Below are 20,806 nucleotides of genomic sequence, written 5' to 3'. Positions count from 1 at the left end.
CGCTGGTGGTTCCGGCGGTTGAGTCGGACGTGGACTCCCGTTGCATCGGTATCCGTTATCGTGCTCGAGACGGACCTCGCCGAACTCGAGGCGCGCCCGAGGTGGATCTCACCGAACTCGAGGCGCGCCCGAGGTGGATCTCACCGAACTCGAGGCGCGCTCGTGAGACGCTCGAAGCCAGTCTCGCTGAACGCAAAGTGGGCGGTGATCAGCGATTCGATCCCGTCGCCTCGAGCAACGCGGCGACGCGCTCGGCGGCGTCGGCGGCCGTCGAGCCGAAGACGTACGTCGCGGGTTCGATGCCGAATGCGCCGCGGTGGTAGGCGACGCGTGGAACCGAGCCACGTTCTCCGAACCGATCGCCGAGGTGTGTGGCTCGGTCCTCGTAGTCGGCGTCGAACTCGAGAGGATCGATCCCACGTTCGCGGGCCGCCTCGAGCAACGCGTCGTCGGTGGCGACGTTGACCGCACCGCGGACGTCGGGGTCGGTCGCTCGAGCCGCGAGGACCGCAATGGCGACGTGTTTCGACGCGCCGAATTCGGGATTCGCAGGGATCTCGATCCGGCCGCCCATGGCGTAGATTCGCCCGGGAATCGCGGCAACGCCGGTCTCGTCGTCGGCGTCGGGCAGGGCCATCCCGACGTTCGTCCCGACGTTGGGGACGACGTCGGCCATTCCGGGGGTCGACGCGAGGGTTCGCGCGGCCGTCCGGACGTTCGTCAGGACGTCGCGTTCGGCTCGGAGTTCGGGATCGAGCCCGCGGACGCACAGATCACAGCCCAATCCCCGGAGTTCGGGCATCTCCTCTTCGTGCAGTTCACAGATCGGCCCGCGGTCCTCGAGGCTGTGGACGAGCGAGAGGAGGTCGGCGAGGGCGTCGTAGCCGTCCATCTCCCCGCTCGCGAGGCCGTCGGCGATCCGCTCGACCGTCGCGACCGTCTCGGGATCCTCGCGGAAGCGCTCGTCGCCGCCGCCGTCGCCGCCGACGTACTTGCTGACGGCGGCCTGGGTGACGCCGAGTTCGGCGGCGATCTCCTGTTGGGTCAGGCCGCGGTGGGCGAGTCGTGTCGCGAGCATCGCTCGCACCGTCGGCAGAAAGCGGTCGACGACGAGTTCGCTCGGCAGCACGAGGGACATACGGCCGCGTTCGAACGACACCGTCATAAGTTCGACTACCTGGATCGACTCGAGGCGGGGTCTCCGGGGGACGACTCGAGGCGGGGTCTCCGGACCGATCAGCCCGAGTCAGGGACGGCGATGCAGGGCGTAAGCGATCAACACCAGGCCAGCGAACTGCGAGGCGTGGACGGCGAGCCAGAACCAGTCTTGCTGTGGGAGCGAGAGCAGACGCAGGTGGATGAGGACCGTGCCAACGAACGACGTCGAGTAGGTAACGACCGTCAGCAGGATCAATCCGAGCGCAAGGAAGCGCATCGACGGATCGCGGTGGCGTCCCCACGCTCGGAACGCCTGGTAGCCGATGTAGAGGCCGACGAGGGTCGCACCGGCGGCGAGCAGGCCGACAACGAGTTCGATCGGACGGATCGCCTCGAGCATTCAGAGGTCACCCCACAGCCGCTGGAGCCGATCGGCGGCGTCCTCCTCGCGCCGGCGGAGGTCGAAGGAAAAGCCATCCTCGTCGAGGCGAAGGCGAAGTTCCTCGAGCGTCGCGGCGTAGATCGTGTCGTGGTGGCCGTCGGGGCGCGGTCGGGTCCGCTCGCGGACGAGGTTCGCGTCCTCGAGTCGCTCGAGGCGCCGACAGACGGTCGACAGCGAGGCGTCACAGCGGTCGGTCAGTTCGTTGGCGGACATGGGCTCGGTACGCGTGGCTTCGAGGATCGCGCGGGCGTACTCGTCGTCGAGGAGGGAAACGACGGTCTCGAGGGACGGATCCTCACTCACGGCTACTCGATCGGACATTCGCCCTATAATCGCTTCGTTCGACGGGCCAACTCGGCGCCGCATCGTCGGCATTGGGGATGGTATGCGCGGCGGCCGATCGGCGGGGATACGACGGCCGGTCGTCGGATCGCCACTCGAGGAACACAACTCACTCACCGTCCCGAGCGACGCGGTCGGGAACGAACCGGGCCATGACGGTTCCATCGTTCGTTCCCGGCGGGCTGTAGAGGAGCGCGATGGAGTCCTCGGGTTCGCTCTCGAACGATTCGACGGTCAGCGAATCACCAGATTCGACGACGTCGAACTCGTCGCCGAACTGGGGTTCGATGCCCGGATCGACACGGCTCCGGGAATCGGGAAAGAGCGTCAAGCGGTCCGCGTCGACCGGATCGCCACCGTCGTGGCTCACGGTAAATCCCGCCCCGCCGGCGTCGACGCCCCACGTAATCTGTGGATACCGTCTGTCGTCGCCGACGCGCGACCGGAAATCCTCGTGGGTCTCCCGGATGTCGACCCACAGGTACGGCTCGTCGATCGTGACCTCGACGCCGTGTGCCTCCACGGCCGCGTTTCGGTCGGCGAGGACGTCTTCGACCTCCCGGGACGTGAGGCCCGCCCCCTCCTCGAAGAGACAGACGCTCCGGTGGTAAACGCACTCCTCGTCGTATGCGTAGACCATCGACGAGTTCCGGGCGGAGAACGCCTCCGACAGCTCCTCGACGATCGGTCCCCAGCCCTCGAATAGCTGGACGGTGGGATGGGAGCCGGTCGCTCGAGCGACGGCGTCGAAGTCCTCGTCCTCGTCGGCGCGGCGCGGGACTCGTCCGGCTTCGGCGTCGATCACCACCTCGAGGTCCGTGGGATCGACCGGGCCCGAATCGGCCGCTCGCTGGCGAAAGAGTACCGTCCCGTCGCGGACGGCGACGCCGCGGGTGAGATCGGTTCGTTCGAACAGATCGTACCCGTGATAGGCCCCAACATCCTCGTAGTCGCTCTCGAGGAGCGTTTCGCGGACTAGCGCCGCGTCGAACGGGCCAAGACAGACGACGACCGGACCCACGCTCACGACGTGGTCGTAGTTCTCGTAGCCCACCCCGAGATGATCGAGGCGCGCTTTCACGGTCTGTCCCGGGAGCGGATCGGTGGTACCGACGACGTCCGCTCCCATGTCGTTCGGCGTCGCGGCGCGGACGGTCCGCCACCCGCCGTCTGTGTGCTCGAGGGCCGAACGCGCGGGGACCCACTCGCGGTAGATGGGATCGCCAGCTTCCGGGACGTCGACGTCGGCGTATCGAATCTGCTGGCCGAGCGTCGGCATCGAGGCGAGACAGCCCGCGGTGGACGCGCTCATACCCGCCGCGAGCCCAGCACCGACGGCGTGAAGCAGGCGTCGTCTGTCACGGTTTTCGAGTCGGTTCGTCGGTCGCATTCGTCTCGAGGGTCGAACGCCGGGCGGTTATATCGAACCAACGGCTCCGCCGGTCGGCAAGTCGCCGAAACGTACTTGTATTCCGAACGGTTCGATCGAATTCGACCGTGACGCGAGAAGACAGCTATTAACCGTCGTCGTGCGAACGGCCGGCTATGACACGCTCGAGCGCTCCCGGGAAGGTGTATCTGTTCGGGGAGCACGCGGTCGTCTACGGCGAGCCCGCCGTTCTGTGTGCGATCGAGCGACGGGCACGCGTCGGCGTGGAGCCACGCGACGACGGCAGGCTACGCGTCCACGCGGAGGACCTCAGCCTGGACGGATTCACGGTCGAGTACGGTGCGTCGGCCGGCGACCGGCCGGACGTGGACGTCTCGGAGTCGCTGGTGACGGCCGCGACGCAGTACGTCGACAGCGCGATCGAACACGTCCGGGACGTGACCGGCGACGAGGAGACTGGCTTTGACGTGACCATCGAGAGCGACATCCCGCTTGGAGCGGGCCTTGGCTCGTCGGCCGCGGTCGCCGTCGCCGCCATCGACGCCGGCACGCGCGCGCTGGGCACCACCCTCGAGTCCGACGAACTCGCCGAGCGAGCCTACCGAACGGAGTACGAGGTTCAGGACGGCCAGGCTTCGCGTGCGGACACGTTCTGTTCGGCGACCGGCGGGGCGGTCCGCGTCGAGGGCGACGACTGCCGATCGATCGAGGCGCCGGACGTTCCGATCGTCATCGGATTCGACGGCGGCGCGGGCGACACCGGTGAACTGGTCTCGGGCGTTCGGTCCCTCCGCGAGGAGTACGAGTTCGCCGCGGACACGGTCGAGACGATCGGGGACCTCGCGAGAAACGGCGAAGACGCCCTCACGGCCGACGACCTCGAGGAAGCCGGCCGGCTGATGAACTTCAACCACGGTCTGTTGTCTGCGCTCGGCGTCTCCTCGAGGTCGCTCGATACGATGGTCTGGGCCGCTCGAGACGCCGGCGCGCTCGGAGCGAAGCTGACGGGCGCCGGCGGTGGCGGCTGTATCGTCACCCTGGACCCGACGCCCGAGACCGAGACGGCGCTGTCGTTTACGCCGGGCTGTGAGGAGGCATTCCGAGCGGGGTTGGCCGAAACTGGGGTGGAACGGCTCGAATGATCGTCCTCAAACTCGGCGGGAGCGCAATCACCGACAAGGAGCGTCCCGAAACCGTCGACGGCCCCGCGCTCGCGGCGGCGGCCGACGCCATCGCGACCGCCAGGGAGTCTCCTGAGCGCGCGCTCGCGGACCGCCTCGTCGTCGTCCACGGCGGCGGGAGTTTCGGACACCACCACGCGAGCGAACACGGCGTGACGACGACCGACGGGACCCACGATCCGACTGCGGTAAGCGATATCCACGGGGCGATGGGCGCGCTCAACGGCTTCGTCCGCAAACGCCTGCTCGAGCGCGACGTTCCCGCGGTTCCGGTCCATCCGCTATCGACGGCCTACCGTGACGAAACCGGGCGACTCGAGTTCCCGACCGGGCAGGTCGAGACGCTCGTCGACGAGGGGTTCGTCCCCGTCCTCCACGGCGATCTGATCGCACACGCGGGTTCGGGTGCGACGGTCGTCAGCGGCGACGAACTCGTCGCAGAACTCGCCCGCGCCCTCGAGGCCGAACGGATCGGCCTCTGTTCGACGGTGCCGGGCGTCCTCGACGCTGACGACGCGGTGATCGACCGAATCGGGGGATTCGAGGCGGTCGCGGACGTCCTCGGTGAGAGCGAGGCGACCGACGTCACCGGCGGGATGGCCGCGAAGGTACGGGCGTTACTCGAACTCGAGGCCGAGGCCTCTATTTTCGGGCTCGACGATCTCGAGTCGTTTCTGACGGGCGAAGAGCCGGGAACGACGGTCGAGTAGCGTCGACGGCTGTGCGGTCGACAGCTGTGCGAACCGGCCCTGAATCGCCTCGGGGTCAAGCCCCGGGGAATTCTCCTACACCGCTTGTCAAACCCGAGCGCGGCCGCCGGATCAGTCGAACAACACGCGCTCTAAGATCGGGCGCAGGAACGATCCCCGGCGCGTCTTCTTGGAGTGGACGAGCAACACCGGCTGTTCGATCGCGGCGGCGATGCGATCGGAGCGCTGTTCGACGACCAGGTCGGGAAGCCGGCGGTGGGTAACGGTACTCAGCATGACGATATCCGACGACTCGAGTTCGCGTGACAGGTCGTCGACCTCGTCGTCCGCGCGGACGATCGTCGACTCGACGGGAACGGTACAGAGGTCATCGAGTTCGTCGTGATAGTCTTCGATCGTTCCGATCAGTTCCTCGGGTGCGTCCTCGGAGACGGCAAAGAGGAATCGGAGACGCGCGCCGAGGACGTCCGCCATCGCGTCGGCGAGTTCGACCTTGAGCGGGTCGTTGAACGGGCTCCGGTCGGTAACGACCGCGATCTCGGAGACGTCGACGCGCTGTTCGTGCTGGACGAAGACGACGTCACACGGGGCGTGTTCCATGATCCAGTCGGTGTCCCGGCCGAACAGTGTTCCGAGTCGGCTCGTCGCCTCCTGGCGCGCGAGGACGAGATCCGCACCCGTCCGGTCGGCGAAGTTGACGACCGCGTGTCGAGTGTCGTGGCTGACGATCTCTCCGACCTCGACGGGCACCTCGAGGTAACGAATGAGTTCGTCGGTTCGTTCCTCGAACTCGACGTCGGCCTCCGAGAGTTCGGCGGCGGCCGTATCCAGGGGAACCTGGTCGGGAACCTCGTCGAAGCGCACGACCCGAATGCGGCCACCTCGTCGCTGGACGATCGGTGCCGCCATCTGGATCAGCGCGTCTTCCTGTTCGCGCGTGACGTCCTGGCGAAGCGGGATCAACACCTCGAATTGATTCGTGCGCTCGAGTTGTTCTTCGGTGTCTCGGACGAACTGTCTGCCGGTCTCGCGGCGGGCCAGCCCCTTCGCAACTCCCTCGCGTTCGATGCGTTTCTGGGCGTAGAGTTTGAACCAGACGAATCCGACGACGACGATGGCGATCGAGCCGAGGATCTCGCGGGTCTCCATCTGCGAGATGATGAAGACGCCGGAGACGATCCCGAACAGCTGGACCCAGGGGTAGCCGGGCGTAAAGAAGTCGGGATCGTACCACTCGAGGTCGCGTTCGCGGAAGGCGATCAACGCACCACAGACGAGAATGTAGACGAGGATCTGGAACGCACCGGCCATCTTCGCGATTTCGTCGACCTCCTGGGTGGCAACGATGAAGACGATGACTGCACCGGTCGTGAGGATCGCGACCGAGGGCGTGTTGAATCGCGGGTGGATGTACTCGAATTTCTTCAAGAAGAGGTCGTCACGACTGAGCGCGAGCGGGTAGCGTGACGCCGTCAGAATTCCCGCGTTGGCGGTGCTGACGAGTGCGAGCAACGCGGCGAGGATGATCGTGATGACCGCGAGAAAGCCGATAGAAACGTCGCCGAGTCCCGGGATTGACGCCGTTATCCCGCCGAACAGGATCTGGGTCGCCTCCGCCATCGGCTCTTCGGTGTCGGCGAGTTGATCGCCGTCCATCACGCCGACGAGGACGAACACGATCAACGCGTAGAGAAAACTCGTCGCGATCAGCGAGCCGAGCAGTCCGAGCGGGAGGTTCCGACCGGGGTTTTCGATCTCCTCGGCGACGGCCGCGACCTTCGTCACGCCCGCGTAGGAAACCAACACGAGCGCGGTCGCCGTGAGGATGCCGTCGATCCCCTCGTCGAAGAAGCCGTCGAAGTTCGCACCCTCGACCTGGACGATCGAGCCGGCGACGAACCCCGAGAGGATGATCAACATGACGATCACCATCACGAGCTGGAGCCCGCCGGTCTGTTTGACGCCGACGAGGTTGACGGCGATGAGAATGAGCGCGAACGTGATACCGAGGGCACGAACGCCGGGAATCGGAAGCGTCGCTCCGATCGCGGGAACCGCGAGATCCCACGTCGGCAACTCGTAGATGAAGTTGATGTAGAACATGCCGCCGTACAGCGCGAGCGATCCCTTCAGCATGAGCATGAGCCAGGTTCCGAGCCCGGCGATCGTTCCGAACGACGGCCCCAGGCCGCGCTCGATGAATACGTAGTCCCCGCCGGCCTCGGGCATCGCCGTCCCGAGTTCGGCGATGCTCAACGCCGCCGGGACGACGAGAATTGCGGCGATCACGAACGCCACGATCACGGCAGGCCCCGCCTCCGCCATCGCGATTCCGGGGAGAATGAAGATGCCGCTCCCGATCATCGCGCCCATACTGATCGCGATTACGGCGAACAACCCCAGGTCTCGCTCGAGATCCTTCGTCATCACCTGGCGCTTTCGAACGGAAGTTTAGAAAGCTTCGCATTTCGGAACTGAGCGTATGAAGAACCATCCAAGAATGAAAATACGGAAGAAAAAGCAGAGAAAATCGATTCAGATGGTCAGTTTCGGTTGCCTGCCAGCGCTCGAGCCGTGGCCGAACCGCGCCGCGTGCGGTAGCCAACCCACTGTGTTTTTAAGACCCGGGCGTGTAGATGAGCACAGCGAGACCCGCGGGCAAGTGCGCTCAAGACTCACGGAACCACCGTGAACCCACTGTGGACGTGATCTCGAGTGCATAGCGGGATGGCCGACGCGCTGTGAGACGCCGGGGCCGCACAACCGGGAGTCCGCGGACCGTTTCGATGAGAGTCCACCACGCGGCTTTCAGTGCTACGAACTATGGAAATCGAAATTGCAACGATAGGCGGATACGAAGAGGTCGGGCGGCAGATGACTGCTGTCCGCGCCGGTGACGACGTCGTCATCTTCGACATGGGACTGAACCTCTCGCAGGTTCTGATCCACGACAACGTCGAAACCGAGCGAATGCACAGTCTCGATCTGATCGACATGGGTGCGATTCCCGACGACCGGGTCATGAGCGATCTGGAAGGCGACGTGCAGGCGATCGTGCCGACGCACGGCCACTTAGACCACATCGGCGCCATCTCGAAGCTCGCACACCGGTACAACGCGCCGGTCGTCGCGACGCCGTTTACGATCGAACTCGTCAAACAGCAGATCGAAGGCGAACAGAAATTCGGCGTCGAGAACGACCTGATCAAGATGGACCCCGGCGAGACGATGTCCATCGGCGACTCCGGCAACGTCGACCTCGAGTTCGTCAACGTCACCCACTCGATCATCGACGCGATCAACCCGGTGCTTCACACGCCCGAAGGCGCGGTCGTCTACGGACTGGACAAGCGCATGGACCACTCGCCGGTCATCGGCGATCCGATCGACATGGAGCGATTCCGCGAGATCGGTCGCGAGGGCAACGGCGTCCTCTGTTACATCGAGGACTGTACCAACGCGAACAAGAAGGGACGCACGCCGAGTGAGAGCGTCGCTCGCTCACACCTAAAGGACGTCCTCTACAGCATGGAAGACTACGACGGCGGGATCGTCGCCACGACGTTCTCGAGTCACATCGCCCGCGTCACCTCCCTCGTCGAGTTCGCCAAGGACATCGGCCGCCAGCCCGTCCTGCTCGGTCGTTCGATGGAAAAGTACTCCGGAACTGCGGAGCGACTCGACTTCGTCGACTTCCCCGGCGACCTCGGCATGTTCGGTCACCGGAAGTCGGTCGACCGAACGTTCAAGCGGATCATGAACGAGGGCAAGGAGAACTTCCTTCCCGTCGTCACCGGCCACCAGGGAGAGCCGCGTGCGATGCTTACCCGAATGGCCCGAGGCGAGACGCCGTACGAACTGGACGGCGGCGACAAGGTCGTCTTCTCCGCTCGCGTCATTCCGGAGCCGACCAACGAAGGTCAGCGATACCAGGCCGAGAAGCTACTGGGCATGCAGGGTGCGCGAATCTACGACGACATTCACGTCTCCGGCCACATGAACCAGGAGGGCCACTACGAGATGTTAGACGCACTCCAGCCACAACACATCATCCCGGCCCACCAGGACCTGAAAGGGCTCTCGGGATACGTTACCCTCTGTGAGAACGAGGGATACCAGATGGGACGAGACCTCCACGTCTCGCGAAACGGCAATCTCATCCAGATCGTCGACTGATATGACGAGTCCCAAGGCACGGGAAGAGGCAGTGCTCGAGGCGGTCCGCAAGCGTCGCGAACGAATTAACGAGGCGATCCCCGAGGAGCTCCCCGTCGGCCGTCCCGAACGGCTCTACGAAGCGTCGCGATACTTACTCGACGCCGGCGGGAAACGTCTTCGTCCGACCGTTTTGCTCACGACCGCCGAGGCGTTAGCGGACGTCCCACCGCTCTCTGGCGACTATCGGGAGTTTCCCACGCTTTCCGGCGACGAACCGGGTGCCACACCCGCGACGATCGACGTGATGAACGCGGCGGTCAGCGTCGAGGTCATCCAGTCGTTCACCCTGATCCACGACGACATCATGGACGACGACGACCTTCGTCGTGGCGTGCCGGCGGTCCACAAGGCCTACGACCTCGAGACGGCGATCCTCGCGGGCGATACGCTCTACTCGAAGGCGTTCGAGATCATGCTCGATGCGGGCGCCGATCCACAGCGAACGGTCGAAGCGCTCGACATCCTCGCGACGACCTGTACGAAGATCTGCGAGGGCCAATCGCTGGACGTCACCTTCGAAGAGCGCGTCGACGTCTCGCCCGAAGAGTACCTCGAGATGGTCGAGCAAAAGACCGCCGTCCTCTATGCGGCGTCGGCGTGTCTGCCGGCCGTCCTGATGGGGGCCGACGACGAGACGGTCGACGCGCTCTACGGCTACGGACTCGACGTCGGCCGCGCGTTCCAGATCCAAGACGACGTCCTCGATCTGACCGTCCCGAGCGAGAAACTCGGCAAGCAACGCGGGAGCGACCTCGTCGAGAACAAACAGACGCTGATCACGGTCCACGCCCGCGAACAGGGCGTCGACGTCGGCGACCTGGTCGATACGACCGACGTCGACGCCGTCACCGAAGCCGAGATCGACGACGCCGTCTCCAGACTCGAGGAGGTCGGCTCGATCGAGTACGCAAACGAGATGGCTCGTGACCTCGTCGGTCGCGGCAAGGGCCGACTCGAGGTCCTGCCCGACAACGAGGCTCGGGATTTGCTGTTCGAAATCGCGGACTACCTGATCGAGCGCGGCTACTGATCCGAGTCACCGTCCCGGTGGCGACCACCGCATCTCGCGGCCGTACGCGGGCCGGCTTTCACAGGCCCCGGGAGTGTCGGGCCGTTTATCTTCGCCTCGAGTGACGACAACGTCGGCGCATTCGGAGACGCTCTCGAGGCCCGACTCCGGTTGACTCGAGCGACGACAAGTGGGTGTGCGGGAAAAGATTCACCCCTGTAGTCGGTGAACGACGATCCGATGGAACTGTCGGAGAAAACGCTGTTCGGTATCGCGCTCGCGGCGCTCGTCGCCGGACTGTTCGCCGTCGGCGTCCTCGTCGTTGCGCTTTGATACGGGTTACTGTACGTCATTTCCGGCGCAACCGCCACCCGGGCCGCGGTTGCACCGGTAACTCGTTCCAGTAACCCGTACGAGAACCTGGTCCCGCCGTGGCCGTGTCACTCGCGTTCGGCATCCGCCGCGTCGAAGGCGAGTGCCGTCACGTAGGTGACTCCGAACAGGACGGCCCCAAGCGAGATCACCAGCCCGTAGACGAGGACGATCGAGAGCGGCGGCCACCCCCACGGCGCCTCGAGTGCGAACCAGAGGCCGAAAAACGCGAGGATCACGAGCGGTACGAGGTTGCCCGAGATGTCCCGGAGCGATTCACGTGAGAGGCCCAACGAGACCATCGGGTGGACACTCCACGGTCGCGAGCATAAAATGCTCGGGGTTTCTCCGCCGCTCGATGCCTGCGAAACGGATCGAGTGTATCCGTCGCGGCCCGACGGACGCCGGTCGTCCCCTCGAGTCGCGTAGCGGGTGACGCCAGTTCGTGTGAACGGGGAATCGATCTTTGTTCACAGCGGGCGTCCGACCGAGTCACCGTGAGAATCGGCCGAATCCCTCCGTGTGCCAATCGAATCGTCGTGAGACTCTGCCGAATCTCCCCGTGTGCCCGCTCGACCGCCGTCTGCCCCGGCTGAATTCGCGCTGTGCGGTCGGCGGTCGGAGGTACCGAGCGAGGAGAGACGACCGGAGTTCGCGACGACGGCGAGGCTACTCACCGTCATGGCGACGGCCGCGATCAGCGGATTGATGAGACCCGCGACGGCGATCGGAACTGCGACGGCGTTGTACCCGAGCGCCCACGCGAGGTTTCGACGAATCCGCCGACGGGTCGACCGCGTGATCTCGAACAGCGTTGGAATCGCGGAGAGGTCGTCGTCGACGACGACCACGTCGGCGGCGTCGGCCGCCAGATCGGTTCCACTCCCGAGCGCGATCCCGAGATCGGCGCTCGCGAGCGCGGGCGCATCGTTCGTCCCGTCACCGATCATCGTCGTGGTTTCACCCGTCCGCATCCGGCGGACGATCGCTTCTTTCGACTCGGGGCGGACGCACGCGAAAACCTCGTCCACGTCGGGGTGGGCCTCGAACGGCTCCGCCATCCGTTCGTCGTCGCCGGTCAACACGACGATCGTTCGATCGTCCGTCGCGAGATCGGCCACGACGGATTCCCACTCCGCTCGAGGCGCGTCCCGAACCGTGATTACGCCCCGCAAGGCACGGTCCCAGCCGACAGCGACCGGAACGATTCCCACGTCCAGGCTCTCGTCGAGGGCGTCCGAAACCGACGGCGGAATCGTCCAATCGTCGTCGAACGCTTCGGGGTGGCCAACGGTCACGCGCGTCCCGTCGACGGTCGCCGAAACGCGTCGTCCCTCGCGGTCGAACCCTTCGACCGTCGCCGACGAGTTCTCGCCGGCCGCGTCGACGATCGCCTCGGCGAGCGGATGGCTCGATCGCCGTTCGACGGCCGCCGCGCGGGCGAGGACCCGATCCGTACACTCGCCGTCGGCGGCGATCGTTCCCTCGAGTCTGAACTCGCCGGTCGTGAGCGTCCCGGTTTTGTCGAAGACGATTACGGCCGAGTCGGCGACCCGTTCGACGACGTCGGCGTTCGAGAGCAGGATTCGTCGATCCGCGGCCGCTCTGGCTCCGGAGGCGAGCGCGAGCGGCGTCGCGATGCCGAACGAGCACGGACAGGAGACGACGAGCACCGAGACGCCGATCAGAATCGCGGTTCCGACCGACGATCCGGCGGCGATCCACACCGCCGTGGTCGCGACGGCGACGGCGATCACTAGCGGGACGAACGCCGCCGCGAGGCGATCCGAAACCCGCCCGATCCCGTCGTTCGAACTCCGCGCCACGGAGAGCAGTTCGCCGAGTCGGATCCGCGTACTCTCGACCTCGTCGCCGACGTCGACGGTCAGCGCGCCGTCTTCGACGACGGCGCCCCCACGAACGGTCGCACCCGCCGACGCGTGGCGCGGAACGGACTCGCCGGTCAAAATCGACTCGTCGATCCACGCCGACCCGCCGACGATCGTCCCGTCGACCGGAACGCGTTCACCCGGCCGTACGAGGACGGTATCTCCCGGTTCCAGATCGTCGAACCCGACCGACTCGAGTGAGCCGTCGGCCTCGAGTCGTCGGACGCCTTCGCCGTCCGGGGTGGCCAACCCGACGTTGGTCTCGAGCGCGCGGCGCTTGAGTCGCGTTTCGACGTGATTACCGACCGTGACGACGACGAGGATCATCACGGCGACGTCGAAGTAGACGTCGCGTCGACCGACTCCGAGCGCCGCGACCGAGTAGCCGTAGGCGGCGAGCACCGCGAGCGCGATCAGGAGGTCCGTATTCGCCCGTCCGACGCGGAGGCTGACGGCGGCGCCCCGAAGGATCGGATAGCCGAGTCCCGCGACGACGAGCGTGCTCCAGACGAAAAGCGGGACGTAGACGACCGCGGTCAGCGTCGGGTCGAAGAGGAATTCCCGCGGATAGATCCCGAGATACGTCGGATAGATGAAAAGCAAGTAGGGAGCCATCACCGGCATCATCACGAGCACCGCGAGCGCGACTCGGTACCTGCCGATCGTCAGCCGGTCGTTTACCCGTTCCTCGTCGGGGGCCGACGCCCGGTAGCCGAGCCCGCTCAGTTCGTCGGCGAGGTCGTCGACCGTCCACGCCGCGGGATCGTACCGAACGCTCATCAGCTCGGTCGCGTAGCTCGAGTGGGCGTCGACGACTCCCTCGATCCCGGTCGCCACTGCCTCGAGGTATCGCTCGCAGGTCTTGCAGTGCATCCCTTCGATCGAGAAATGGGCGATTTCGTGGTCGTCGCGGTCGACGTCCGAGGACGCGCCGTCGTCCCGACGATCGAGGCCCGGCGTTTCGTCGTCTCCAGCGCCGATCCGTCGCGGTTCGTCGCTCCCGTCGTCGACGCTCGGCGGATCGTCGGCCCTTGCGTCGACCCGTGTCGGTTCGTCGTTTCCGGCGTTGACGCTCGGCGGTTCGTCGTTTCCGGCGTTGACGCTCGGCGGTTCGTCGTTTCCGGCGTTGACGCTCGGCGGTTCGTCGTCACGACTCCCAATCTTCGATTCCCCGCCGCCTTCGCCCCCCTCGAGTGCTCGGTAGACGGCGAGACACCCCCGACAACAGAACTCGGCCTCGAGGTCGTCGTCGGTGATCGGGCTCGACCCGGTCGGGAGTTCACAGAGCGTACAGGTCACGCGTCGGTCACCGGCGGCGGATCGGTCACGTCGGATTCGTCCTCGTGTTCTGCGAGCCACTCGTCGTAGGTCTCCCGGTCGACGACCGTGACGTTCGCGAGCATATGGGAGTGTTGTGCGCCACAGAACTCGGTACACTGGAGGTCGTACTCGCCGGTCTCGTGAACGTTCGTCCTGACCGTGGTCTCCTCGCCGGGGAAGACGTCCTGTCTGAGCCCGAGGTCGGGCACCGCGAGCGTGTGTATCACGTCCCCGGAGGTCATCACCAGGCTCACGTCCTCGTCGGCCGGCACGACCAGTTCGTTTCGCGTCGTCACGTTCGCTTCGTCGTAGGAAAACTGCCACTCCCACTGATAGGCGAGCACCTCGACGACCTCGTCGTCTTCGGGGACGTCGACCGGCGTCGGCCCCGTGCCGCCGATCTCGTCGGCGGTGATCCCCGTCGACAGATACGGACTCGCAAACACTGCATACGACGAGACACCGACGAACAGCAGGATGACCGCCGTCGCCGCCGTCCACGTGATCTCGAGCGAGGGGTCCTCCGTGGTCGGCCTCGGATCGTCGTTGTCCCGAAAGCGGACGACGCAGTAGACGAGGATGACGAGGACGAACAGCGTCAACGGGAGCGCGACGTAGAGCAACTGGACGTAGAGGCTGTCGATAAGGTCCCTGTTGACCGACTGGGCCGAGACCGTCCCCGTCGCGGCCACCAACGCCGCGAGTGCGCTTACTCCGAAAGCGGCGGACCGAGTCGTCATTCGGGTGACCGACCACGGGGAGTCCCAAATAATCCCGGGCTCGGTTTCGGCTGATTTTGCACTACCCAGCCTTCTTAACGGCGGTCGTGGTAGAAGACCGAGATCGATGAGCGCTCCGTCCCTCCAGTACCCGTCTCGAGTCACGCTCGAGGCTGATTCCGTACGGGAGTCGCCAGCCGTGGTGCCCGGAGGGCCACGATGAGCGTCGATCCCGCGATCCTCCGACCCGCGATATTCGTCGCCATCCTGCTCGGCTGTCTGCTCGTCACTCACAGGGCGCGATCGCGGTTCGCTCGGGCCGATGGCGGCGGCTCTCGGACGATCACGCGTCGATTTTCGGCGGATCTTGAGGCGGTGTGGTCGACGATCAAGCGGTTTACGACGACCACGAACCACCGCGAAATTGGACTGCTCTACATCGCGTTCGGAACGATTGCGGCCCTGTGGGGTGGGATCGACGGGATGATGATCCGGACGGAGTTGCTCGTCCCGACGGCGTCGGTGTGGGACGAGACGACGTACAACGAGCTGTTTACCGCCCACGGGATCACGATGCTCTTTTTCTTCGTCACGCCGGTCTTTTTCGGCATCGGGAACTACGTCCTCCCGCTTCTGATCGGGGCCGACGACATGGCGTTTCCCCGGATCAACGCGATCGCGTTCTGGCTGTTGCCACCGTCGCTGTTGCTCGCTCGAGGCGGCCTCCTCGCGGAGATGACGGCCGGGGCGATGGGGTTTCTCCTGGGGGAGAATCCGGTCGTGGAGTTTTTCGGAGCGTTGAGTGAACCGGCGCTCGGCTGGACGCTTTACGTCCCGCTGTCGGTACAGACGGCGAACCCGCAGATCGATCTGTTGTTGCTGGGATTGCATCTGAGTGGCATCGCGACGACGATGGCGGCGATCAACTTCGTCGCGACGATCGTCTACGAACGCGCCCCGGACGTGACGTGGGCGAACCTGGATATCTTTTCCTGGACGATCCTCACCACGAGCGCGCTGGTGATCTTCGCTTTCCCGATCCTCGGGAGCGCCATCGTCATGTTGTTGCTCGATCGCAACCTCGGGACGACGTTTTACGCCGTCGAGGGCGGCGGGCCGCTCCTGTGGCAACACCTGTTCTGGTTTTTCGGCCATCCGGAAGTGTACATCATCTTCCTCCCCGCCGCCGGGCTGATGAGCCTCATCCTCCCGAAGTTCTGCGGGCGGGCGCTGTTCGGCTACCGCTTTATCGTCTACTCGACGCTCGCGATCGGCGTCCTCAGCTTCGGCGTCTGGGTCCACCACATGTTCATCACCGGGATCGATCCCCGGATCCGGGCGGGGTTCATGGCGACGACGCTGACGGTCGCGATCCCCAGTGCGATCAAGGTCTTCAACTGGATCACGACGATCTGGGACGGAAACGTGCGGCTGACCGCACCGATGATCCTCTGTGTTGCCAGCATCGCCACGTTCGTCGTCGCCGGCGTCACCGGCATCTTCCTCGCGGCGATCCCCATCAACATCCGCTATCACGGCACATACTACGTCGTCGGCCACTTCCACCTGGTCGTGATGGGGATCATCCCGTTCATGATGGTCGCCGCGAGCTACTACTGGTATCCCCTGATCACCGGCCGACTGTTCGACCGCCGGCTCGCCCGGTTCCAGGCCGCCTTGCTTGTCGTCGGCTCGACGATTACGTTCGGCACGCTCGTCACGATTGGCCTCTTCGAGGTTCCCCGCCGGTACGCCTCCTATCCCGCCGCCTACGCGCCGCTCCAGCAGGTGGCGACGATCGGCGCCTACCTCGTCGGCATCAGCGTCTTGCTGTGGCTGTACAACATGCTCTGGTCGTACTGGGCCGGCCCCCCAGTCGAGGACGCCGACGTCTGGAATCTCAAGGAGACCGACCAGTTCAGCCGCGAGTGGCAGTGGTTCGAACAGCGCCTCGAGCGCCGGTACGACGTCGAACCGACCGAACCCGAGACGATTCGACCGGCCGCTACCGCCGATCCCGCTGAAGGGAGTCCGGCGTTCACCTCACAGATCAGGCCGCTCCTCCGTGACGTCGGCCAAAACGCCGCCGTCGGCGCACTCGCGGGACTCGCCGCGACGGCGCTGATGAGTGCGGTGCTCGGGGTTGGTGGCGCGATCGGCGTCTTCGACCTCGCCGCCTTCGCGGAACTGTCCGGCCTCGTCGGGCTTCCGGAGCGCGCCGACGTCGGCTACGCACTGTTCGTCGTCGCCGGCGCGACCGTGTGGCCGCTTTTGTTCCTGACGATCGCCCAGTACCTCCCCGGCCGAACGCAGATCGGGAAAGGACTCTCGTTCGCCACCATCGTCACCGCCGGCTTCCTGATCGCCTTCTACACCGACCAGACCGGACTAGCGCTCGTCGGCTACGTCGCGTTCGCGATCCTCTCACACTGGACCTACGGCGTCGGACTCGGCGCGGCACTCGAGTACGCGGGGGTTTCCACGGAATCATGAGCGACGATCGACCGACCAACGGGCGTGACGACGATCGACCTCCCAGCGGACGGAACGACGACCGAGCGCTCGGCGAACGCGACGGCGGAAACACGGGTGGACGGAACAGGGACGACGACCGCCCCGAATCGCGGCTGTTCACCTACACGGTTCCGTTCGCCGCCGCGCTGTTTCTCTCCCTCGGCATCGCGGGGGCCGTCCTCGGCGGCTGGGCCATCGTTCAGCCGGCGATCGGCGCCTGCTCGGACCCGGCGATCGGCGTCTCGACACCGGCGGAGACCGCAGAGCGAGCCGAGGTCGCCGCCCTCGAGCGCATCGCGTTCGAGGACCTCGGGCCGGCCGAACAGCGGGCCGTCGACGAGGCGATCGACGACCCCCAGCGGGAGGCGACCGTCGACGGCGAGTTCGAACACCGGGAGGCGTTCGAGCAGGGAGTGGTCGTGACTCGCGACGGGGTCGAGCGCTACGCGACCGTCACCGCGGCGAACGACTGTCTCGAGGTCGACCCGCTCGCGTTGCCACTCGGCGTCGTCTCGATCCTGGTCGGCCTCGGCGCGTTCGCGCTCGTCGCCGTGCGAAACTATCCGTGGCCGTTTCCCGACCTGCGAGAGCGGTGAATGGGGTCTCGAGGCGCGTTACCGCTCAGGGTGTCCGCCAGGTCCTCGATCGAAGCGCTCGTCAGGGGACCACCGCGCCGAGGTAGAGGACGGCGACGAGAAACAGCCAGACGACGTCGACGAAGTGCCAGTAGATGCCGACCGTCGCGACCGAGGTGTCACGCTCCGGTTCGTAGTGACCCGACAGCGCCCGTCCGAGGAGGATCGCGAGCAGGACGACGCCGAGTGCGACGTGCAGGCCGTGCAGGCCGGTCAACCCGAAGAAGGCGCTGGCGAACGTTCCGTCGGCGAGCGTAAAGCCCTCGGTGACGATGAACTCGTAGTACTCGAAGGCCTGTCCCGCCAGGAAGACGACCCCGAGTGCGACCGTCAGCGCGAGCAAACCGACGAATTGGCGACGGCGACCGTACTCGAGTCCCCGATGTGCGAGGTGGAAGGTGACGCTACTGGCGACCAGCACGAGCGTGTTCGCGAGGACGAGCGAGCCGACCAACGGCGGCAGTTCCGCGGGCGGCCAGGCGCCGACGCGGATGAACGCGTAGTAGATGAATCCGGCACCGAACGTCCCGAGGTCGGTGAAGACGAACAGGACCATCGTCACGACGTGAAGCTGTCGCGTTCCGGGATCTGCAGGTCCGGCCCCGTAGCGCTCGAGGTAGGCCTCGTGGAGCCAGCCCGCGAGGCCGGCGACCGCGACGGCGACGCCGCCGACGGCGACGACAGCCCCGAGTATCGGCGGGACGGTCTCCGCCGAGTACGCCAGGAGGGTGAGTGCGGCCCCCGCGTAGAGGCCGGCGAAGCCGAACGCGGCGACGATCGGCCAGACGCTGCGGTGGTCGTGTGACTCGTGGGAGTCGGGTGACTCCCCGCCGTGGGTTTCGGTGGGCGTCGATGGCATTCGGGGACCGCGAGTCGAGGCGACGGACTCGTCCGGGTGATCCACGACCCGACTGAAATAGCTAGTCGAAGAAATCGGACTCGAACACAGTCCTGACCAGGGTTGCCTCTGCTTTCCGGAGATGTTCGGCGGCGGTACTGGGCGCACAGCCGAGAACCGACGCGACGTCCTCGGTCGTGCTCTCTCGAGGACTCGCGTAGTACCCGGTGGAGAGTGCGGCTTCGACGGCGTCGATCTGTCGGCTCGTCAGCGATGCGGTGATTCGTTCGTCCGGTTGGTTGTAGTCGCCGACTCGTTCGACGTCCAGTGGAAGCCGCTTCCCTGCATCCCCGACCGCTCGCTGGAGGTCGTCGGGTCGACCGATGATGCGGAAGACGAACCGGCGATCCGTTCGCAGGTCGACCGGCGGAATCATCGTCAGCGACTCCTGGGTGAACAGTCGCTGGAGCCAGAGTTCGTACTCGTGTAACGCGCTCACCACGTAGAACAGCGCGTAGCCGGGACGGCTGTGGATGATCTCGCGTTCGAGTATTCCCTCCGTCGCCTCGAGTCGCCTCTCGAGAACACCGATCTCGCCCGTGACCGAGCAGACGTAGGTTCGCGGGCCGTCCTCGTTGAAGCCGCCGTAGCGAACGCGGACGGTGTCGGACGCCTCGCTGTCGGCCAGTGCGGTGTGGATGGGCGAATTCTGATCCTGTCGCAGACTGACCTGGACCCGGGCGAACTTCATAGGTGATTTTCGTCCACCCCGACTTAAAGTTCCAGTTATGTGAGATAGCGGGTGCATCCGGTCGCCGTACCAAGCGACTGCTGATGACGGACCCAAAACTACGTTCGAACACCGACGCCTCGTTACTCGCCGACGACCGCGTCGAATCTACGTACCGCAGCGCGAACGGCGTCCGATTACACGTCGTGACCGCGGGCGACCCCGACGCTCCGCTGGTCGTCTTACTACACGGCTATCCCGATTTCTGGTACGGCTGGCGCGATCAGATCACGTCGCTCGTCGACGCCGGCTTCCGCGTGCTCGTCCCGGACCAGCGGGGGTACAATCTGAGCGACGCTCCCGGCGGGATCGACTCCTATCGGATATCGGAACTCGTCGCCGACGTCCGTGCACTGATTCGCGCCGAGGGCCCGGAATCGGCACACGTCGTCGGACACGACTTCGGCGCGTTCGTCGCCTGGAACGTCGCACTCCGTGAGCCATCGATAGTCGACCGCCTCGGGATCCTCAACGTCCCGCATCCAACGGTGTACCGGGACACCCTCCGATCGAGCCCCCGACAGCTGGTCCGGAGCTGGTACGTCTGGTTCTACCAGCTACCGAAGATCCCCGAGTGGATACTGGGTCGCAACGACGCGGCGGCGATGGGGTCCGTCCTCGAGACGAGTTCGAATCCGGGAACGTTCGACGAAGCGACGATCGACCGCTACCGGGCGGCCTGGCGACACAACGGCATCGGTCCCATGATCGACTGGTATCGCGGATTCCGGCGTTCGGAATGCCCGCCACGCAACGCCGTCGGTCAGCCGACGCTGATCTGTTGGGGAGAAGACGATATCGGGCTCGTCCCCTCGATGGCCGAACAGAGCCTCGAGTACTGTGAGAACGGCCAGCTACGGACGTTTCCCGACGCTTCACACTGGGTCCACCACGAACGTGCGGAAGTAACGGAAACACTGGTGCGTCATCTCTCGTAATCGACGGTGACTCGAGGGCGACCCATCGTCTTCTCGAGAACCATTCATTCGTGAGCGACAGGGGCCACCAGCAGAGAGATAATCAAGCGTCTCCTGCGAGCGCGTAGAGCGAGCCGTCGTTACTGCCGACGAACGCCATGCCATCGACGACAGCGGGCGACGTCCGGATCTGTCCATCGGTCTCCAACTGCCACAGTTCGTCAGTGTCAGTGGCATTCGGGGACTGCGAGTCGAAGCGGTGGGCTCGGCAGGGGAGTCAATGGTCCAATTAAATTACCTATCATCGTGATTCGATGCGCGCGACGAGCGAAACTCACTCACCGAGGAGTATGATCAACCAA

17 protein-coding genes are annotated in these 20,806 nt (G+C 65.4%); 7 read left to right on the top strand and 10 right to left on the bottom strand.

Translation table 11 applies throughout. The features are described from left to right. Positions 1-208: 208 nt before the first annotated feature. The 4 genes from AB7C87_RS03020 to AB7C87_RS03005 form a co-directional block, all read right to left on the bottom strand. The gene (locus tag AB7C87_RS03020) at positions 209-1,138 is read right to left on the bottom strand and encodes a thiamine-phosphate synthase family protein (protein ID WP_369727915.1); all 930 of its coding nucleotides are present in this window, start codon (positions 1,136-1,138) and stop codon (positions 209-211) included. Positions 1,139-1,246: 108 nt separating this feature from the next. Then, a complete protein-coding gene (locus tag AB7C87_RS03015) occupies positions 1,247-1,558 on the bottom strand; it encodes a DUF7521 family protein (RefSeq protein WP_369727914.1) in 312 nt (103 codons plus the stop codon). Then, entirely contained in the window at positions 1,559-1,903 is a 345-nt protein-coding gene (locus tag AB7C87_RS03010) for an ArsR/SmtB family transcription factor (RefSeq protein WP_369727913.1), read from the bottom strand. 148 nt (positions 1,904-2,051) lie between these two features. Continuing rightward, positions 2,052-3,254 (bottom strand): hypothetical protein, encoded by a 1,203-nt coding sequence (locus AB7C87_RS03005; RefSeq protein WP_369727912.1) that lies wholly within the window; start codon positions 3,252-3,254, stop codon positions 2,052-2,054. Positions 3,255-3,487: 233 nt separating this feature from the next. Here AB7C87_RS03005 and mvk point away from each other — a divergent pair, with 233 nt between their 5' ends. Beyond that, entirely contained in the window at positions 3,488-4,474 is a 987-nt protein-coding gene (mvk, locus tag AB7C87_RS03000) for a mevalonate kinase (protein WP_369727911.1), read from the top strand. Next, the gene (locus AB7C87_RS02995; protein WP_369727910.1) at positions 4,471-5,223 is read left to right on the top strand and encodes an isopentenyl phosphate kinase; all 753 of its coding nucleotides are present in this window, start codon (positions 4,471-4,473) and stop codon (positions 5,221-5,223) included. Before mvk ends, AB7C87_RS02995 begins: the two co-directional genes overlap by 4 nt. A gap of 111 nt (positions 5,224-5,334) precedes the next feature. Here the strand turns inward: AB7C87_RS02995 and AB7C87_RS02990 are convergent, their stop codons facing one another. Continuing rightward, positions 5,335-7,650, bottom strand: a complete 2,316-nt coding sequence (locus AB7C87_RS02990) for an amino acid permease (RefSeq protein WP_369727909.1) — start codon at positions 7,648-7,650, stop codon at positions 5,335-5,337. Between the two features lie 396 nt (positions 7,651-8,046). Here AB7C87_RS02990 and AB7C87_RS02985 point away from each other — a divergent pair, with 396 nt between their 5' ends. Together AB7C87_RS02985 and idsA3 are read left to right on the top strand one after the other, a co-directional pair. Further along, complete coding sequence (locus tag AB7C87_RS02985; protein WP_369727908.1) at positions 8,047-9,399, top strand: RNase J family beta-CASP ribonuclease; 1,353 nt, start codon at positions 8,047-8,049, stop codon at positions 9,397-9,399. A gap of 1 nt (position 9,400) precedes the next feature. Beyond that, positions 9,401-10,471: a geranylfarnesyl diphosphate synthase gene (idsA3, locus tag AB7C87_RS02980; RefSeq protein ID WP_369727907.1), complete on the top strand. Its 1,071-nt coding sequence runs from the start codon at positions 9,401-9,403 to the stop codon at positions 10,469-10,471. A gap of 419 nt (positions 10,472-10,890) precedes the next feature. Here the strand turns inward: idsA3 and AB7C87_RS02975 are convergent, their stop codons facing one another. The 3 genes from AB7C87_RS02975 to coxB all read right to left on the bottom strand — a co-directional run bounded on the left by AB7C87_RS02975 (position 10,891) and on the right by coxB (position 14,771). Continuing rightward, positions 10,891-11,124: a DUF6684 family protein gene (locus tag AB7C87_RS02975; protein WP_369727906.1), complete on the bottom strand. Its 234-nt coding sequence runs from the start codon at positions 11,122-11,124 to the stop codon at positions 10,891-10,893. 168 nt (positions 11,125-11,292) lie between these two features. Next, entirely contained in the window at positions 11,293-14,010 is a 2,718-nt protein-coding gene (locus tag AB7C87_RS02970; RefSeq protein ID WP_369727905.1) for a heavy metal translocating P-type ATPase, read from the bottom strand. Then, positions 14,007-14,771, bottom strand: coding sequence for a cytochrome c oxidase subunit II (gene coxB, locus AB7C87_RS02965; RefSeq protein ID WP_369727904.1), 765 nt, complete (start codon positions 14,769-14,771; stop codon positions 14,007-14,009). Before coxB ends, AB7C87_RS02970 begins: the two co-directional genes overlap by 4 nt. A gap of 198 nt (positions 14,772-14,969) precedes the next feature. Here coxB and AB7C87_RS02960 point away from each other — a divergent pair, with 198 nt between their 5' ends. Next, the gene (locus AB7C87_RS02960) at positions 14,970-17,243 is read left to right on the top strand and encodes a DUF6789 family protein (RefSeq protein WP_369727903.1); all 2,274 of its coding nucleotides are present in this window, start codon (positions 14,970-14,972) and stop codon (positions 17,241-17,243) included. Next, positions 17,240-17,860 carry a DUF7979 domain-containing protein gene (locus tag AB7C87_RS02955; protein ID WP_369727902.1) on the top strand — a complete coding sequence of 207 codons (621 nt, stop codon included), beginning with the start codon at positions 17,240-17,242 and terminating at the stop codon, positions 17,858-17,860. Before AB7C87_RS02960 ends, AB7C87_RS02955 begins: the two co-directional genes overlap by 4 nt. 61 nt (positions 17,861-17,921) lie before the next feature. On the opposite strand, the gene AB7C87_RS02950 is transcribed toward AB7C87_RS02955, so the two are convergent. Then, positions 17,922-18,758: a cytochrome c oxidase subunit 3 gene (locus tag AB7C87_RS02950; RefSeq protein ID WP_369727901.1), complete on the bottom strand. Its 837-nt coding sequence runs from the start codon at positions 18,756-18,758 to the stop codon at positions 17,922-17,924. A 61-nt stretch (positions 18,759-18,819) separates the two neighbouring features. Continuing rightward, positions 18,820-19,488 (bottom strand): helix-turn-helix domain-containing protein, encoded by a 669-nt coding sequence (locus AB7C87_RS02945; protein WP_369727900.1) that lies wholly within the window; start codon positions 19,486-19,488, stop codon positions 18,820-18,822. A gap of 83 nt (positions 19,489-19,571) precedes the next feature. Between AB7C87_RS02945 and AB7C87_RS02940 the strand changes: the two genes are divergently transcribed. Further along, positions 19,572-20,465, top strand: coding sequence for an alpha/beta fold hydrolase (locus AB7C87_RS02940; RefSeq protein WP_369727899.1), 894 nt, complete (start codon positions 19,572-19,574; stop codon positions 20,463-20,465). Positions 20,466-20,806 lie beyond the last annotated feature (341 nt).

This window comes from Natrarchaeobius versutus (assembly GCF_041205745.1).
Taxonomy (GTDB): domain Archaea; phylum Halobacteriota; class Halobacteria; order Halobacteriales; family Natrialbaceae; genus Natrarchaeobius; species Natrarchaeobius versutus.
This window is presented reverse-complemented; position numbering and strand designations above follow the sequence as displayed.

Bases quoted from the DNA above. Each gene is read 5' to 3' on its own strand.
- AB7C87_RS03020 (WP_369727915.1), bottom strand. From the start codon at position 1,138: ATGTCCCTCGTGCTGCCGAGCGAACTCGTCGTCGACCGCTTTCTGCCG.
- AB7C87_RS03015 (WP_369727914.1), bottom strand. From the start codon at position 1,558: ATGCTCGAGGCGATCCGTCCGATCGAACTCGTTGTCGGCCTGCTCGCC.
- AB7C87_RS03005 (WP_369727912.1), bottom strand. From the start codon at position 3,254: ATGAGCGCGTCCACCGCGGGCTGTCTCGCCTCGATGCCGACGCTCGGC.
- mvk (WP_369727911.1), top strand. From the start codon at position 3,488: ATGACACGCTCGAGCGCTCCCGGGAAGGTGTATCTGTTCGGGGAGCAC.
- AB7C87_RS02995 (WP_369727910.1), top strand. From the start codon at position 4,471: ATGATCGTCCTCAAACTCGGCGGGAGCGCAATCACCGACAAGGAGCGT.
- AB7C87_RS02990 (WP_369727909.1), bottom strand. From the start codon at position 7,650: ATGACGAAGGATCTCGAGCGAGACCTGGGGTTGTTCGCCGTAATCGCG.
- AB7C87_RS02985 (WP_369727908.1), top strand. From the start codon at position 8,047: ATGGAAATCGAAATTGCAACGATAGGCGGATACGAAGAGGTCGGGCGG.
- idsA3 (WP_369727907.1), top strand. From the start codon at position 9,401: ATGACGAGTCCCAAGGCACGGGAAGAGGCAGTGCTCGAGGCGGTCCGC.
- AB7C87_RS02975 (WP_369727906.1), bottom strand. From the start codon at position 11,124: ATGGTCTCGTTGGGCCTCTCACGTGAATCGCTCCGGGACATCTCGGGC.
- coxB (WP_369727904.1), bottom strand. From the start codon at position 14,771: ATGACGACTCGGTCCGCCGCTTTCGGAGTAAGCGCACTCGCGGCGTTG.
- AB7C87_RS02960 (WP_369727903.1), top strand. From the start codon at position 14,970: ATGAGCGTCGATCCCGCGATCCTCCGACCCGCGATATTCGTCGCCATC.
- AB7C87_RS02955 (WP_369727902.1), top strand. From the start codon at position 17,240: ATGAGCGACGATCGACCGACCAACGGGCGTGACGACGATCGACCTCCC.
- AB7C87_RS02950 (WP_369727901.1), bottom strand. From the start codon at position 18,758: ATGCCATCGACGCCCACCGAAACCCACGGCGGGGAGTCACCCGACTCC.
- AB7C87_RS02945 (WP_369727900.1), bottom strand. From the start codon at position 19,488: ATGAAGTTCGCCCGGGTCCAGGTCAGTCTGCGACAGGATCAGAATTCG.
- AB7C87_RS02940 (WP_369727899.1), top strand. From the start codon at position 19,572: ATGACGGACCCAAAACTACGTTCGAACACCGACGCCTCGTTACTCGCC.